Source organism: Candidatus Microbacterium colombiense, assembly GCA_029203165.1.
In the GTDB taxonomy this organism is placed as follows: domain Bacteria; phylum Actinomycetota; class Actinomycetes; order Actinomycetales; family Microbacteriaceae; genus Microbacterium; species Microbacterium colombiense.
The window spans coordinates 3,457,984-3,473,662 of record CP119308.1 but is presented as its reverse complement, the minus strand read 5'-3'; the positions used below and the strand labels follow the sequence as shown (position 1 = coordinate 3,473,662).

Annotated in this window: 14 protein-coding genes; 11 read left to right on the top strand and 3 right to left on the bottom strand. The window is 71.1% G+C overall.

Going from position 1 to position 15,679, the window contains the following annotated elements; translation table 11 throughout:
• Positions 1–16: 16 nt before the first annotated feature.
• Both galK and galT read right to left on the bottom strand, forming a co-directional pair.
• On the bottom strand, positions 17–1,195 hold the full coding sequence (galK, locus tag P0Y60_16930; GenBank protein WEK60963.1) for a galactokinase: 1,179 nt from the start codon (positions 1,193–1,195) through the stop codon (positions 17–19).
• Positions 1,192–2,376 carry a galactose-1-phosphate uridylyltransferase gene (gene galT, locus P0Y60_16925; protein ID WEK60962.1) on the bottom strand — a complete coding sequence of 395 codons (1,185 nt, stop codon included), beginning with the start codon at positions 2,374–2,376 and terminating at the stop codon, positions 1,192–1,194. The genes galK and galT overlap by 4 nt, the downstream gene beginning before the upstream one ends.
• A 193-nt stretch (positions 2,377–2,569) precedes the next feature.
• Between galT and P0Y60_16920 the strand changes: the two genes are divergently transcribed.
• The 6 genes from P0Y60_16920 to P0Y60_16895 all read left to right on the top strand — a co-directional run bounded on the left by P0Y60_16920 (position 2,570) and on the right by P0Y60_16895 (position 9,083).
• Positions 2,570–3,532 carry a LacI family DNA-binding transcriptional regulator gene (locus tag P0Y60_16920; GenBank protein WEK62937.1) on the top strand — a complete coding sequence of 321 codons (963 nt, stop codon included), beginning with the start codon at positions 2,570–2,572 and terminating at the stop codon, positions 3,530–3,532.
• 131 nt (positions 3,533–3,663) lie between these two features.
• The gene (locus tag P0Y60_16915; GenBank protein WEK60961.1) at positions 3,664–4,827 is read left to right on the top strand and encodes a Gfo/Idh/MocA family oxidoreductase; all 1,164 of its coding nucleotides are present in this window, start codon (positions 3,664–3,666) and stop codon (positions 4,825–4,827) included.
• 7 nt (positions 4,828–4,834) lie between these two features.
• Positions 4,835–6,022, top strand: coding sequence for a dihydrodipicolinate synthase family protein (locus tag P0Y60_16910; GenBank protein ID WEK60960.1), 1,188 nt, complete (start codon positions 4,835–4,837; stop codon positions 6,020–6,022).
• Positions 6,019–6,912: a sugar phosphate isomerase/epimerase gene (locus P0Y60_16905; protein ID WEK60959.1), complete on the top strand. Its 894-nt coding sequence runs from the start codon at positions 6,019–6,021 to the stop codon at positions 6,910–6,912. Before P0Y60_16910 ends, P0Y60_16905 begins: the two co-directional genes overlap by 4 nt.
• A gap of 9 nt (positions 6,913–6,921) precedes the next feature.
• Positions 6,922–7,986: a LacI family DNA-binding transcriptional regulator gene (locus P0Y60_16900; protein ID WEK60958.1), complete on the top strand. Its 1,065-nt coding sequence runs from the start codon at positions 6,922–6,924 to the stop codon at positions 7,984–7,986.
• On the top strand, positions 7,983–9,083 hold the full coding sequence (locus tag P0Y60_16895; GenBank protein WEK60957.1) for a glycerate kinase: 1,101 nt from the start codon (positions 7,983–7,985) through the stop codon (positions 9,081–9,083). Before P0Y60_16900 ends, P0Y60_16895 begins: the two co-directional genes overlap by 4 nt.
• Positions 9,084–9,108: 25 nt before the next feature.
• On the opposite strand, the gene P0Y60_16890 is transcribed toward P0Y60_16895, so the two are convergent.
• Complete coding sequence (locus P0Y60_16890) at positions 9,109–9,831, bottom strand: AraC family transcriptional regulator (GenBank protein ID WEK60956.1); 723 nt, start codon at positions 9,829–9,831, stop codon at positions 9,109–9,111.
• 58 nt (positions 9,832–9,889) lie between these two features.
• On the opposite strand from P0Y60_16890, the gene P0Y60_16885 reads away from it, so the two are divergent.
• The 5 genes from P0Y60_16885 to P0Y60_16865 are packed head-to-tail and all read left to right on the top strand — an operon-like array spanning position 9,890 to position 15,679.
• Positions 9,890–10,969 carry an iron ABC transporter permease gene (locus tag P0Y60_16885; protein WEK60955.1) on the top strand — a complete coding sequence of 360 codons (1,080 nt, stop codon included), beginning with the start codon at positions 9,890–9,892 and terminating at the stop codon, positions 10,967–10,969.
• A gap of 59 nt (positions 10,970–11,028) precedes the next feature.
• Positions 11,029–12,000: an iron ABC transporter permease gene (locus P0Y60_16880; GenBank protein ID WEK60954.1), complete on the top strand. Its 972-nt coding sequence runs from the start codon at positions 11,029–11,031 to the stop codon at positions 11,998–12,000.
• A complete protein-coding gene (locus tag P0Y60_16875; protein WEK60953.1) occupies positions 11,997–12,851 on the top strand; it encodes an ABC transporter ATP-binding protein in 855 nt (284 codons plus the stop codon). The genes P0Y60_16880 and P0Y60_16875 overlap by 4 nt, the downstream gene beginning before the upstream one ends.
• Positions 12,848–13,828, top strand: coding sequence for an ABC transporter substrate-binding protein (locus P0Y60_16870; protein ID WEK60952.1), 981 nt, complete (start codon positions 12,848–12,850; stop codon positions 13,826–13,828). The genes P0Y60_16875 and P0Y60_16870 overlap by 4 nt, the downstream gene beginning before the upstream one ends.
• Positions 13,829–13,840: 12 nt before the next feature.
• Entirely contained in the window at positions 13,841–15,679 is a 1,839-nt protein-coding gene (locus P0Y60_16865) for a siderophore-interacting protein (protein ID WEK60951.1), read from the top strand.

The following is a 15,679-nucleotide window of genomic DNA, read 5'->3' as shown; positions in this document are numbered from 1 at the left end:
GGGCCCGTCTATTGTCTCAGGCGTCGCGGTGCGCGCCCGCGGACGGGACGACCGTGAACAGGTGCGGGGCGGCGAAGCCGGCGTCGGCGAAGGCCGCGTCGACCGCGGCCGAGACCGACTCCACGGCATCCTGCTCGATCAGCGCGATCGCGGCTCCGCCGAAGCCTCCGCCGGTCATGCGGGCGCCGATCGCACCCGCGGCCAGTGCGGCTTCGACCGCGGTGTCGAGCTCGGGCACCGAGATCTCGAAGTCGTCGCGCATCGAGGCGTGCGAGGCGACGAGGAGCTCGCCGATCGCCCGGGCGTCCTGTTCGCGCATGACCTGCACGGTGTCGAGCACCCGCTGATTCTCGGTGACGACGTGCCGCACACGGCGGAACGTGACGTCGTCCATGAGCTCCTCGGCCCGCGGGAGGTCGGCCACCGATACGTCGCGCAGGCTCGAGACGCCCATGATCGCGGCGCCCCGCTCGCACGCCGCCCGGCGCTCGCCGTAACCGCCGGTGGAGTGCGCGTGCTTGACGCGGGTGTCCATCACGAGGATCGCGAGCCCCGCAGCTGCGGCGCCCACCGGCACCGGGAGCGCTTCCAACGACCGGCAGTCGAGGAAGATCGCGGAATCGGGCTCGCCGAGCATCGACGCCATCTGGTCCATGATCCCGGTCGGGGCCCCGACGGCCTCGTTCTCGGCGCGGCGGCCGATGCGGGCCAGGGCGACGCGGTCGAACCCGGCATCCCACAGGTCGTTCAGGGCGGATGCCGCGGCCCCCTCGATCGCGGCCGACGACGAGAGCCCGGCGCCCACCGGCACATCGGAGGCGATGGCGATGTCGACGCCGACCCCGGCGACCCCGGCCTGCCGGAGCGCCCAGGCGACGCCCAGCGGGTACGCGGCCCATTCGGGCACGGCCGGCTCGGCGCCGGACGGTGTCGGGAAGATCGTGTCGAGCTCGTCGAGTGCGACCTCCACAGGGTCGTCGGCGAACGTCGAGGCCACGCGGATGCGGCTGTCATCGCGCGTGCCGACCGCCGCGACCGTGCGGTGCGGGATCGCGAACGGGAGCACGAAGCCCTCGTTGTAGTCGGTGTGCTCGCCGATCAGGTTGACGCGGCCGGGGGCGGACCAGATGCCGGCGGGCTCCCGCCCGGTGAGTTCGGTGAAGAGCGCGCGGGCGGTGTTCTGGGCGGCGGTCATGCGGAGGCCTCCTCGGCGCGGGCGATGGCCTCGCGGATGCGGGCGGCGCCCTGCTCCGGTGGCACTTCGGCGGCCCACGCCCACATCGCGGCCTCGGAGCCGGCGAGGAACTTGAGCTTGTCGGCGGCGCGGCGCGGGCTCGTGAGCTGCAGGTGCAGGCGCACGGTGTCACGGCCCACGTTGACCGGAGCCTGATGCCATGCCGCGATGTAGGGCGTCGGGGTGTCGTAGAGCGCGTCGACCCCGCGCAGCAGGCGCAGGTAGAGCGGCGCGAGCTCGTCGCGCTCGGCCTGGCTGGTGGCGGCGAAGTCGGGCACGTGACGGTGCGGCATCAGGTGCACCTCCAGGGGCCAGCGGGCGGCGAAGGGCACGAAGGCGGTCCAGTGCTCGCCGCGGAACACGACGCGCTCGGAGGCCTGCTCGAACTCCAGCACGCGCGCGAAGAGATCCGGCGCCGTGCGATCGATCGACTCGAGCAGGCGGGCGGTGCGCGGGGTCACGTAGGGGTACGCGTAGAGCTGGCCGTGCGGATGCGGCAGCGTGACGCCGATCGCCTCGCCGCGGTTCTCGAACGGGAACACCTGCTCGATGCCGGGCAGCTGCGACAGCGCGGCGGTGCGGTCGGCCCACGCCTCGATCACGGTGCGCGCGCGGGTGACGCTCTGCGTGCCGAACGAGCCGGAGTGCTCGGGGCTGAAGCACACGACCTCGCAGCGTCCGACCGAGGTGCGGGTGCGTCCGAGTCCGAGGGCGGCGAGATCGTCGAGGCCGCGCGGGGGATTGGTGGCCTGCGGGGCGGTGCCCAGGGCCTCGGCCAGTGCGGGGCCGAACGCCGGCGAGCGGTTCTCGAACACGGCGACGTCGTACAGCGACGGCACCTCCGAGGGGTTGGTCTGCGTCTGCGGAGCGAGTGGATCGGCGTCGGCGCCGGGCATCATCACGCGGTTCTGGCGGTTCGCGGCGACCGTGATCCAGTCGCCCGTCAGCACGTCGAGCCGCATCGTCGCGGTGTCGGGTCGGGGGTCGAGGGTGCGCGCATCGACCGCGCGCTCCGGTCCGAGCGTCGTGTCGGGGTCGTCGTAGTAGATGATGTCGCGGCCATCGGCCAGCACGGTCGCGCGCTTCACGACGCCGGCACCGAGGTTCTCGGTCCGCAACTCAGGAGATTCATGCGTGTTCACGTAAACATGGTACGACGGAGGTCGTGGTAACGTCAACATTCCGGAGTTGTGAACGGCGGAGTTTCTGAACGTCGGAGTTTGTGAACAGCGGAGTTGTGAACGGGGGATGCCGGTGACCGACGACAGTGTCGACAGGGAGCTCGGCCTCGCCCGCGCGCCACGCCGCCGCCGCGCCTCGACCGGACGCGTCTCGATGGCCTCGGTCGCGGCTCGGGCCGGGGTGTCGGGTCAGACCGTCTCGCGGGTGGTGAACGACAGCCCGCGGGTCGATCCCGCCACGCGCGCCCGCGTCGAACAGGCCATGGCCGAGCTCGGCTACCGCCCGCACCGCGCGGCGCGAGCCCTGCGCACCGGCCGTTCGCAGACGATCGGACTGGTCGTCACCACTCTCGCCACGGTCGGCAACTCCCGCATGCTCCAGGCGACGGCCGAGGCTGCAGCCGAACGCGGCTACGCACTGACCCTCGTCACCGCGGGGGCGAGTGTGGCGGAGGCGTTCGGGCGGCTCGCCGAGCAGGAGGTCGACGGGGCCATCGTGCTCAACGAGGCGTCGGCGTTGGTGCCAGCAGCGGATCGCCCCGACGGGCTGCGTCTGGTCGTCGTCGATGCGCTGGCCGACGCCGGCTTCCAGGCCGTGCACAGCGACCATGCCGGCGGCGCGGCTGCGGCGACCGCGCACCTCCTCGCGCGCGGCCATGAGGTCGTTCATCATCTCGCCGGCCCCGCCGGGTCGTTCGCCGCGGCCGAGCGGGAGCGCGGGTGGCGCGACGCTCTCGCCGACGCCGGGATCGCCGCCCCCGAGGTGGTGCGAGGCGACTGGAGTGCGAGCTCGGGGTTCGCCGCGGCATCCGATCTCTCCGACGTGTCGGCGGTCTTCTGCGCGAACGACCAGATGGCGCTCGGACTGCTGCGGGCGCTCGCGGAGAGCGGTCGCCGCGTGCCGGACGACGTGAGCGTGATCGGTTTCGACGACGTTCCGGATGCCGCGAACTACCGCCCGCCGCTCACCACGATCCGTCAGGACTTCACCGCTCTCGCGCACCGTGCCGTCGAGGCGCTCGTCGCCGACATCGAGGGGCGCGACCGCGGTGCCGAGGCTTCGGCATCCATCGTCTCCACCGCGCTGATCGAGCGCGCCAGCACCGCCCGCAGCTAGCCGCCCGCTGCTGTCGGCTGCCCGCCGCCCAGGCGATGCGCGCTGTTGCGGAACCGCCCTGCCTCGTGTCATGATCTCGGAAAGCGCTTACCCACGAAGGGCGCGGCGACTTCACAGAGAACGGACGATCGATGTCACAGGCGAGCACCCGCGAGATCGGGATCATCATGAACGGCGTCTCCGGGCGCATGGGCTACCGGCAGCACCTCGTGCGGTCGATCCTCGCGATCCGCGAGCAGGGCGGCATCGAGCTGCCCGACGGCACCCGTGTCACGGTCAAGCCGATCCTCGTCGGCCGCAGCGAGCAGAAGCTCGCCGAGCTCGCAGCTCTCCACGGCATCGATGACTGGACGACCGACCTCGATGCCGCCCTCGCCGACCCGCAGTGGGAGGTCTACGCCGACTTCCTCGTGTCGAAGGCCCGCGCCACCGCCATCCGCAAGGCCATCGCGGCCGGCAAGGCGATCTACACCGAGAAGCCCACCGCCGAGAGCCTCGACGAGGCGCTCGAGCTCGCGCGCCTCGCGCAAAGCGCCGGGGTCAAGACGGGCGTGGTGCACGACAAGCTGTACCTGCCCGGCCTCCAGAAGCTCAAGCGCCTGATCGACTCTGGCTTCTTCGGTCGCATCCTGTCGGTGCGCGGCGAGTTCGGCTACTGGGTGTTCGAGGGCGACTGGCAGCCCGCTCAGCGTCCGAGCTGGAACTACCGTACGGAAGACGGCGGCGGCATCATCTCCGACATGTTCCCGCACTGGAACTACGTGCTGGAGAACCTGTTCGGCGAGGTCACCAGCGTCTATGCACAGGCGGCGACGCACATTCCCGAGAGGTGGGACGAGAACGGCGATAAGTACACCGCGACCGCGGAGGACGCCGCCTACGGCATCTTCGAGATCGCGGGCGGGATCGTCGCCGAGATCAACTCGAGCTGGACCGTGCGGGTCAACCGTGACGAGCTCGTGGAGTTCCAGGTCGACGGCACTCACGGGTCGGCCGTGGTCGGGCTCTTCGGTGCGAAGATCCAGCCCCGCAACGCCACGCCGAAGCCGGTGTGGAACCCCGACCTGGAAGACACCCGCGACTACGACGCGGACTGGCAGAACGTGCCGACCAACGACGTGTTCCTCAACGGCTTCCGCCAGCAGTGGGAGGAGTACCTCACCTCCTACGTGCTGGGCACGCACTACCCGTTCGATCTGCTCGCGGGAGCCCGCGGCGTGCAGTTCGCCGAGGCCGGTCTCACCTCGAGCGCCGAGGGTCGCAAGATCGCCCTCGAGCCGCTGACCCTGGGTTGAGGCGCGCATGAGCACCCTCCGCCTGCTGGACGCCTCGGGTGAGACCCGCGACGTCGCGCTGAACGACTCGGGCGCCTCTGCGCGCCCGGCATCGCCCCTGCGCAGCCGCATCGCGTACGCCGCCGCCCACGTGGTGCCGCGCGTCTCGGCCGACAACACCCCGGGGCAGCCCGCCGACATCGACTGGGATGCGACGCTCGCGTTCCGTCGACACGTGTACTCGTGGGGGCTCGGCGTCGCCGACGCCATGGACACCGCCCAGCGGAACATGGGCCTCGACGCCGCGGCGACGCGCGAGCTGATCGCGCGCAGCGCCGAGGTCGCCCGGGAAGAGGGCGGCTCGGTCGTGGTCGGGGTCAACACCGACCACGTCGGCGAATCCCACCTCTCGCTCGACCAGGTGATCGACGCGTACAAGGAGCAGCTGCACTTCACCGAGGAGCAGGGTGCGGGCCCGGTCCTCATGGCCTCCCGGCATCTGGCCCGGGTCGCGACGAGTGCTGACGACTATCGGCGCGTGTACCGCGAGGTGCTCGCGTCGGCCACGACTCCGGTCGTGCTGCACTGGCTCGGCACGGCCTTCGATCCGGAGCTCGCCGGATACTTCGGTGCCTCGGATTGGCAGACCGCGTCCGCCGTGCTGCTGGAGATCATCGCCGAGAACCCCGGAGCGGTCGCGGGTGTGAAGATGAGCCTGCTCGACGCCGCATCCGAGATCTCGGTGCGCGAGCGCCTGCACTCGCTCGAATCGACCCGCGGCGTGCGCATGTTCACCGGTGACGACTTCAACTACGTCGGCCTGATCGGCGGCGACGAGGTCGGTCAGGGCGACGGCCACTCCGACGCCCTGCTCGGCGCCTTCGCCGCGATCGCCCCCGTGGCGTCGGTGGCGATCCAGGCACTCGACGCCGGAGACGCCCAGGGGTACCTGCGCATCCTCGGGCCGACCGAGGAGCTCAGCCGTCAGGTGTTCGCCGCACCGACGTTCTTCTACAAGACGGGTGTCGCGTTCCTCGCCTGGCTGAACGGGCACCAGCCCGCTTTCCAGATGGTCGCCGGCCTCCACTCCGCTCGGAGCCTGCCGCACCTGAGCCGGATCGTCGAGCTGGCGAACACGGCACTCGCACTCGAGCAGCCGGAACTCGCGCGCGAGCGCTGGCACGGGATGCTGCGACTGAACGGCATCGACGCATGACCGCCGTGGATCCGCGCCTGTCGATCAATCAGGCCACGATCAAGCACGCGAGTCTGGCCGAGGCACTGCGCGTCACGGCCGAGGCCGGGGTGTCGTCGATCGGGCTCTGGCGCGAGCCCGTCGGCGAGGTCGGACTCGACGTGGCCGCGCGCATGCTGAACGACTCCGGCCTGCGTTTCTCGACGCACTGCCGCGGAGGCTTCTTCACGCTCCCCGCGGGCCCGGAACGCGCTGCGGCGCTGGATGACAACCGGAGGGCGATCGAGGAGACCGCGACGCTCGCCGCCGCCGGTGCCGCGGGTTCGACAGCTGTGCTGGTGCTGGTCGCCGGCGGGCTGCCGGCCGGATCACGCGACCTCATCGGGGCGCGGGAGCGCGTGCGCGATGCGATCGGCGCGCTCGCCTCCGACGCCGAGGCCGCAGGGGTGACACTCGCGATCGAGCCGCTGCATCCGATGTACGCCGCCGATCGTGCCGTGGTGTCGACTCTCGGCCAGGCGCTCGACATCGCCGCGGACTTCGAGCCGCACGTGGTCGGAGCCGCGGTCGACACGTTCCACATCTGGTGGGACCCGCAGGTGTCGGAGCAGATCGCGCGCGCGGGTCGCGAGGGGCGCATCGCGACGTACCAGGTGTGCGACTGGAAGACCCCGCTGGCCGCCGATGTGCTGCTGTCGCGTCACTATCCCGGCGAGGGCGTGATCGATTTCGAGGCGCTCACCCGTGCTGTGATCGCCACGGGCTATGACCGCGACATCGAGGTGGAGATCTTCCACGCCGACGTCTGGGCGGATGACCCCGCCCACGTCGTGCGCCGAACGGTCGAGAGCTTCGCGGCGGCGGTGTCCCCGCATCTGCCCTCCGCGGGCCGGACGCGTGCTCCCCGATAGGCTCTGGGCATGGAAACGCCCGCGTCGCGCACGGATGGCCCTTCCCGACGCTCGCCCCGGTCTGCACGCAGTGCCGCGGCCACGCTGCATGACGTGGCGCATGCCGCCGGTGTCTCGCTCGCGACCGCGTCGCGGGTGCTGAACGGCTCGGAGCGCACGGTGGCCGAATCGTTCCGCGAGCGCGTGGAGCGTGCGGCATCCGAACTCGGCTACACGGCCAACGTCTCGGCGCAGGCGACGGCCCGCGGATCGTCACCCGTGATCGCCCTGCTGGTCGCCGACATCGCCGACCCCTACTTCGGCCTGATCGCCTCCGGGGTCGCCCGCGGCGCCGACGAGCAGGGCCTGGTCGTCACGATCGCGGTGACCGAACGCGACCCCGCCCGCGAGGCGCGCATCGTGCGCGCGCTGCGCGGACAGCGACCACGTGGACTCATTCTCGCCGCATCCCCGGTGCAGGCTCCGGCCGACGGCGACACCGCCAAGGAGCTCGCCGAGTTCGCCCGCGTGGGCGGTCGTATCGTCGACTTCGGCGCCACGGGGAACGGGCGCCACGTCGAGATCGACAACCGCGCGGGAGCCACGGACCTCGGCCGACGGATGGCCGCGCTCGGGTATCGGTCGGCGATCGCCCTCTGCGCGGCCGAGGGTGTGCGCACCTCGGATGAGCGTCTGGCCGGATTCCGCAGCGGGTTCGAAGCCGGCGGCGGGACGGTCGATCAGGTTCGCCGGGGCGACTTCCGCCGCGAGTCGGGGGATGCCGAGATGACCGACGCGCTCCGCGACGGCGTGCCGGCGGGAACCCTCGTCTTCGGCATCAGCGATGTCGTCGCTATCGGTGCGATGTCGGCGATCCGGGAGGCGGGCCGCGAGGTCGGCGCCGACATCGCGGTGTGCGGCTTCGACGACGTGCCCAGCGCCCGCGACGTGTCGCCCGCGCTGAGCACGGTGCGGGTGCCGCTGAGTGAGGTCGGCTACCAGGCCTTCCGCGCCACGGTCGATGCCGACTGGGCCCAGACTCCGCTGCCGCTCGACGTCATCGTGCGGGAGAGCACGCCGGGGGTGCGGTCATGACCCGCGTGGTGTTGGCGCCCGACAGCTTCAAGGGAACGATCACAGCCGCCGATGCGGCCGCCGCGCTCGCGCAGGGCTGGGCCTCGGTGGAACCGGAGGCGGAGTTCGTGCACCGCCCGATGGCAGACGGCGGAGAGGGGACCGTCGCGGCATTCGCGGCGGCCGTGCCCGGAGCCCGCCGCATGCCCGTGACCGTCGACGGACCCGCCGGAAGGCCGATCGAGTCGGCCTGGCTGCTGCTGCCGCCCACCGACGATGCGCCGCAGGGCACCGCGGTCGTCGACCTGGGTTCGACCTCGGGCATCGAGTTGCTGGACGAGCTGCGCCCCTGGGATGCCGACACGACCGGGTTCGGCCAGGCCATCGCCGCCGCTCTCGACCACGGCGTCTCGCGTCTCGTGGTCGGCATCGGCTCGAGCGCCTCGACCGACGGGGGCACCGGGATGCTCACCGCCCTCGGCGCACGATTCCTCGATCAGGCGGGCCGGCCCGTGCCGCGCGGAGCACGCGGACTCGACCACATCGCGTCGGTCGATCTGAGCGCTCTGCGCCCGGCGCCAGAGGTGCGCGTGCTCACCGATGTGACGAACCCGGTGACCGGGCCGCGGGGTGCCGCCGCCGTGTTCGGTCCGCAGAAGGGGCTCGTCGCCGAGGCGGACATCACGCGCGTCGACAGTGCTCTCGCCCGGCTCGCCGAACTGCTCGGGCTCGATGCCGCGCTTCCCGGCAGTGGCGCGGCCGGAGCGACCGGAGGCGCGCTCGTGGTCTGGGGTGGGGTGCTCGCGCCCGGAGCGGCCGAGGTCGCCGCACTCATCGGACTGGCCGAAGCGATCGCCGGGGCTGATGTCGTCATCACGGGGGAGGGCTCGTACGACGGTCAGTCCGGCGACGGCAAGGTGCCTTCATTCCTGGCGTCGCTCGCCGCGGAGTCCGGGGCCGTCGCCCTGCTCGCAGCCGGGCGCATCACCGCGGATGCCGACACGGCGCTGTTCGCGGCATCCGCCTCGCTCACCGACCTCGCAGGATCTTCTGCCGCCGCGCTCGCGGAGCCCGCGCGCTGGTTGCGCGACGCCGGCGCTGCGCTGGCACGCCGCTGACCTGAGATCGGCGCCGCGTGGCGGGTCAGCGACCGAGGGTCGCGCGGTACTCCGAGGGCGTCTGGCCGGTCCACCGGCGGAAGGCGAGTGTATAGCCGTTCGAGCTGAAGCCCATCGATCGCGCGACGGCGGCCACCGGCTCTCCTGCGCGCAGGGGCACGATCGACAACTCCAGTCGGAACAGCGTGGTCCACTCCGAGTACGGTGAGCCGGTCTCCGAGAGGAAGGCTCGGCGGATCGTGGCCACCGAGGCATGCAGCCGGCGTGACCACTCCGCGAGCGGGGGGACGACGGCGGGGGTGAGGCGAAGGTGTTCCATCACCGGTCGGGTCAATGACCCGGTGGGCAGTCGCAGGGGCCGGCGCAGCGCCGGGGAACTCCGCAGTGCGGTGGCGATCCGGGTCTCGCGGTCGCGGTTGCGTGCGCTGTCGTGATCGCGTGCCCAGGCCAACAGCAGCGATCGCAGATCGGCATCGATGGTGACCAGCCGCGTTTCCTGTGGCAGGGACGCGTCGTCGAGGTCGATGGCGAGCGGCAGCAGATCGGCGGCGAACTCGCCCGAGTGCAGCACGCGTGGCGGTACCCAGATCGCGGTCGCCGTGTCGAAGGTGCAGTCCTGCTCATCGATGCGCAGCACGCCGGAGCCGGTGATGGCCGTCACGAGCTGTCCGCACATGTGCAGATGCGGAGGATGACCCCAGTGCTCCACGTCGTCGAGATCAGGCGCGACGACGGGTGAGCGCTCCATGGGACTCCTCGATCGCTGAGTGGGAGAGGGGGTTGTTAGGTAAGCCTACGCTCATCACGTGCCCTCTGCTGCTGCCCGGATCTCGATGGATCCGACCGCTCTCGATGATCGGCTGCATGTGCTGGTCGCGACGCGCGGTCGCCGCCGGCTGTGGGGTCTGCTCGGCCTGATCGCGCTCACACTGGTGGGCGTCGTGCTGAGCCTCGCACTGGGTGCGCGCGACATCGCGCCGACAACCGTCGTCGAGACACTCCTCGGGGTGCGCCCTGCGGACGACTACGAGGCGCTCGTGATCACCACCGAACGGATGCCGCGCGCGATCCTCGCGCTGCTCGTCGGAGCGAGCCTCGGCGCGTCCGGTGTCATCATGCAGGCGCTCACGCGCAACCCGCTCGCCGATCCGGGTGTTCTCGGCATCGAGCTCGGCGCAGCCTTCGCCGTGCTGATCGGCATCCTGTTCTTCGGCGTGCGTGGCGCGTCGTCGTACTTCTGGTGGGCCCTGGCTGGGTCAGCCGTCACGGCCGCCGCCGTCGTGCTCGCGATCGCCCGGCTGGCGAGCCTCGCCGCTAGCACCACGATCAGTCTGGTGATCGCGGGTGCGGCGATGTCGGCGATCCTGGGGTCTCTGATCACGCTGCTCATCGTGCGCGACACCGCCGTGTACGCGCACTACAACTACTGGTCGGTAGGGCAGCTGAACGGGCGTGGGGGAGTCATCGACGAGATCTGGCCGTTCGCCCTGTGCGGCCTGCTCCTCGCGGTGCCGCTCGGTCGCCCGCTCAATGCGCTCGCGCTCGGTGAGGAGGTAGCGGAGGGGCTCGGCCTCGCCGTGAGACGCTGGCAGCTGGGTGGAGCGCTGGTCGCCGTGGTGCTGTGCGCGACGGCGACGTCCGCGGTCGGCCCCGTGGCGTTCGTCGGCCTGATCGGCGCGCACACGGCCCGGCTACTGGTCGGTGGCGACCATCGCTGGCTGCTGCCGTACGGTGCGCTGTGCGGTGCGGCCCTGCTGCTCATCGCCGACGTGGCCTGCCGGTTGGTGCCGGGCAACGGCGAACTGCAGGTCGCGATCGCGACCGCGGTGATCGGGGCGCCCGTCTTCGTCGCCCTCGCACGCGGACGGCGGGTGGTGCCGGCATGAGCGACTCGGCGGTTCTCCTGTCGCTCCTGCACCGCGACAGACGGCAGCAACGCAGGCGCATGCTTTTGGTCTGCGTCGGCCTGGGGGCCGCAATCCTGATGCTCGCCGCCGCTGAGGTGCTGATCGCGGGCTCGGCAGAGATCCTGCTCGCCGACATGATCCCGGCGGCGTTCGGACGGGGAGACGGGCTCGCCGCCTACGTCGTGTTCGAGACGCGCGTCCCGCGCGCCCTCGTGGCACTGCTCGCGGGTGCGCTGTTCGGACTCGCCGGGCACCTGTACCAACGGCTGGTGGGCAACGTGCTGGCCACCCCTGACATCCTCGGCATCTCTGCGGGCGCTTCTGCGGCGGCCACTGCCGTGCTCACCCTCGGCGTCGTCGGGGTGGGCGTGCAGGTGAGCGCCGTCGTCGGGGCCGTCGGCGTCGCTGCCCTCGTGTTCCTGCTCAGCTGGCACCGTGGGGTGAGCCCGTATCGGCTCGTGCTCGTGGGAATCGGTATCGGGGCGTGCGCGAGCGCGGTCACGACCTACCTGGTGACCCGCGCCGACGAGATGAGTGTGGAGCGCGCCCTGCGCTGGATGATCGGATCGCTCGGCGGTGCCGACTGGCCGGGTGTCTGGGCGCTTGCGCTCACGCTCATGATCGGCGGCGCCGGGTTGGCAGCCGCGTCGCGGGGGCTGCGAACGTTCGCGCTCGGCGACGATCTCGCGGCGGCGCTCGGTACCCGTGTCTCCCGACTGCGCTTCGCCAGCCTGCTGCTGGGTGCCGGGTTGGCGGCGATCGCGACGAGCATCACCGGCCCGATCGGCTTCGTCGCGCTGGTGTCGGGCCCTCTCGCCGCACGACTGGTCCGGCGCGCGGATGCGGCGGTCGCCGCCGCGCTCGTCGGAGCCGTGATCGTGCTGGCCGCCGACCTGATCGCGCAGACCGCGCCGTTCATCTCGCCGGTGCCCACCGGGAGCATCACGGCCGTGATCGGTGCCCCCGCGCTGATCTACCTGCTCGTCCACGGTCGGAGGAGACCATCATGACCGGCACACCGCACATCATCGCCGGCATGACGCCGCCTGCCGAGATTCTCCGGGCCGAGGGCATCAGCGTCGGATACGACTCCCGTCTCGTGATCGACGGCCTCGACGTCGCCTTTCCCGAGGGCTCGATCACGGCGCTCGTCGGTCCCAACGCGAGCGGCAAGTCGACGCTGCTCAAAGCTCTCGCCCGGCTGCTCCCGGTGCAGAGCGGGCGGGTGCTGCTCGACGGCACGGCCCTGAACACGCTGTCCAGCAGAGCCATCGCACAGCGTTTGGGTGTGCTGCCGCAGAGTCCACTCGCGCCCGAGGGCATCACGGTCGCGGACCTCGTCTCGCGCGGACGCCACCCGCATGGCCGGGCGTTCCGACGCTCGCTCGATCAGGACCTCCGCGTCGTCGCGCACGCCCTCCAGGTGACGGGTACGGCGGCCCTGGCCGACCGCCCGGTCGATGCGCTCTCCGGCGGCCAGCGCCAGCGTGTCTGGATCGCGATGGCGCTCGCGCAGGAGACCTCTCTGCTGCTGCTCGACGAGCCGACCACCTACCTCGACATCGCGCACCAGATCGAGGTGCTCGACCTTCTCATCGATCTGCGACGCTCCTCGGCGAAGAGCATCGTGATGGTGTTGCACGACCTCGAGCAGGCCGCGGCCTACGCCGATCGTCTCCTTGTGCTGAGCGAGGGCCGGCTGGTCGCCGAGGGGGCGCCCGGCGACGTGTTGACCGAGCAGCTCGTGCAGGACGTCTTCGGTCTGCGTTCCCGCATCATTCCCGACCCCGATACCGGATCCCCGTTGATCCTTCCGCGCGGGCGGCACTCGTCCGCGCCGACCACCCAGGAGAAATCATGAGAAACCACCGTCGTCTGATCGCGGCGAGCGCCGTCGCCGTGGTGTCCGTCGCCGCCCTGGCGGGTTGCACAGGCACCGAGCAGACCGTGGCGTCGGGCGTGTGCGGGACCTTCCCGTACACGCTCACGCACGCGTTCGGCAGCAGCACGTTCGACGAGGCGCCGACGCGGGTCGCCGTCGTCACGGATGTCGACCTCGACATCGCGCTCGCCCTTGACGTCGAACCGGTGATCTACCCCGGTTACGAGCTCGGCGCCTGGCAGCAGGAGACGATCGACGAGCGCGGACTCGAGCTCGACTCGTACGACCCGGCCGACGGCATCGACTTCGAGGCGATCGCGGCAGCCGCTCCCGACGCGATCCTCGCGACGAGCGGGTGGAGCCTCGACGAGGACTACACGAAGCTCGCCGCTATCGCGCCCGTGATCGCTTACACCAGCGAGGACGGACTCGACGCCATGACGTGGTCGGACCGCACCGAGCTCGCGGGCTGCGCGCTCGGACTGGCCGACGAGGCGGATGCCGCGATCGCCGAGGTTGGTGCGTCCTTCGCCGACGCTGCGGCGGCGAATCCGGAGTTCGCCGGGAAGACGATCACGTACGCGGTCATCCATCCCGACCAGATCACGTACTCCTCGTATGAGGGGAGCGACGTGTCGTTCTTCACCGATCTCGGCTTCACGCTGCCCGACATCGCGGCAGAGTTCACGGGAGACAACGCCGGGCTCAGCAAGGAGAACATCGACAAGCTCGAGGCCGACGTACTCGTGATCGGCTACCCCTTCGGCGGCGAGGGGTTGCTGACGCGTGCCGAACTCGAATCCGATCCGCTCTTCCAGAGCCTCGACGTCGTGAAGCGCGGGGCCTACGGGGTGATCGGCGACGATGTCGCATCGCCCATCGCCTACCCCTCGCCGCTGGGCTTGCCCTGGGCGCTCGAGAAGGTCGTGCCCGTTCTCGCCGACGCGGCGAACTGAGAGGCGGCGACGATGGCGCGCAGCATCCGTCCCTCCGTGATCGAGCCGATCACGCTCCGCGAGCTGTCGGTGATCGACGCCTTCGACATCTCGGGGAGCATGCGTCGCATCGTGCTCGGCGGGCCTCAGCTTGCCGGCTTCCATGACGGCGAGCACGAGCTGCCCCCGCTGGTGACCGAGGGGTTCGATGACGAGATCAAGGTCTTCTTCGCCGATCCGCTCACGGGTGAACTGCATCTGCCGGTCCAGCGCGACCGGGTGATCGAGTGGCCGCGTGATCCACGTCCCGTGGCGCGCACCTACACGGTGCGCTCCTTCGACGCCGAGCTCGGGCGCCTCGAACTCGACTTCGTGCTGCACGGCACGGGGGTCGCATCCACCTGGGCGCGCTCGTGCGAGGTCGGAGACCGCGTGCACATCGCCGGCCCGAAGATGTCGTTGCTGCAACCCGTCGGCGCGGACTGGCTGCTCATCGCCGGTGACGACACGGCGATCCCGGCGATCGCGCGCTGGCTGGAGGAGGTGCCGGATGGGACGCCGACCGAGGTGTTCATCGAGGTCGGGGGGCCGAGCGATGAGCAGGCGATCGAGATGAAGGAGGGCACCACGGTCACCTGGGTGCATCGCGGACCCGTTCCGGCCGGCACCACCACGCATCTCGCGGATGCCGTGCAGGCGATGACCTGGCGCGACGGTGATCCGTTCGCCTGGGTGGCCGGCGAGACGCTGTCGATCAAACCTCTGCGTCGGTGGCTGCGCGAAGAGCGCGGGCTCGCAGCGGATCGCGTCGAGGTGACCGGCTATTGGCGTCGCACCGAGGTCGACGAGCTCGAGGGCACCGGGGGGCTGCCCGATCCTGACAGCGAGGTCGATCTCATCGACCGCATGCACGAGCTCGTCGATCCGTTGCCCTCCCGGGCGATCCGGGTGGCCGTCACCCTCGGCGTCGTTCCGCTGATCCGTGCAGGGCGCGTGTCGGTCGAGGCGTTGAGCGCGGCGACGAGTGCGGATGCTGCGGGCCTCGGCAAACTGCTGCGCTACCTCTCCACGATCGACGTGCTCGACGACCAGGGCGACGGGGTGTTCGCCGTGACGGAGTTCGGCGCCGTGCTCGATGACGAGGAGGTGGCGGAGGAACTCGACCTGCGGCATCCAGTCGGCGGTCTCGTGCGTGTGTTCGACGGCCTACTCGAAGCGGTCGAGCAGGGGTCGTCCGTGTCGCGACGCACGCTGGGCGGAACGCCCGATGAGCTCGCCGACACCTCGGAGAAGGTTGCTCAAGGATTCGAGGATGCCGCCGCCGAGGAACTCGAGTGGTTGCGCCCGGCCTTCGCACGTGAATACTCCTTCGCCGCGGGGGAGCGCGTGACCGCGGGAGGGGCAGGGGCCGCGACGCTTCTCGCCGACGCACTCTCCTCAGCATCGGCACCGGAGGTGACGCTGATCGTGCGGGCATCGCGAACGGATGCCGCGCTCGCCGCACTGCCCGAGGCAGCCCGAGCGCACGTTCACCCGCACGAGGGCTCGGCGACCGAGGCGTGGCCGGAGGGTGACACCGTGGTGCTCGGAGGAGTGCTGACTGCTCTGCCCGACGATGATGCGGTGCGGGCGCTGCAGCAGGCGCACGCCGCTGTCGGCGACGGAGGACGCATGCTCGTGGTCGAGCACCTGCTCGTTCCCGAGGAGATCGACGATCACGATGCCGCAGAGGATCTGCAGCTGTTTTGCCTACACGGTTCCGGGTTCCGCACTCGCGGCGAGGTGCTCACACTGATCGCCGCCGCGGGCATCGAGGTCGCCAGGGAGCGGACGATCGGCTGGGGCGAGCCCGTCTTCGAGATCGACGGCTAG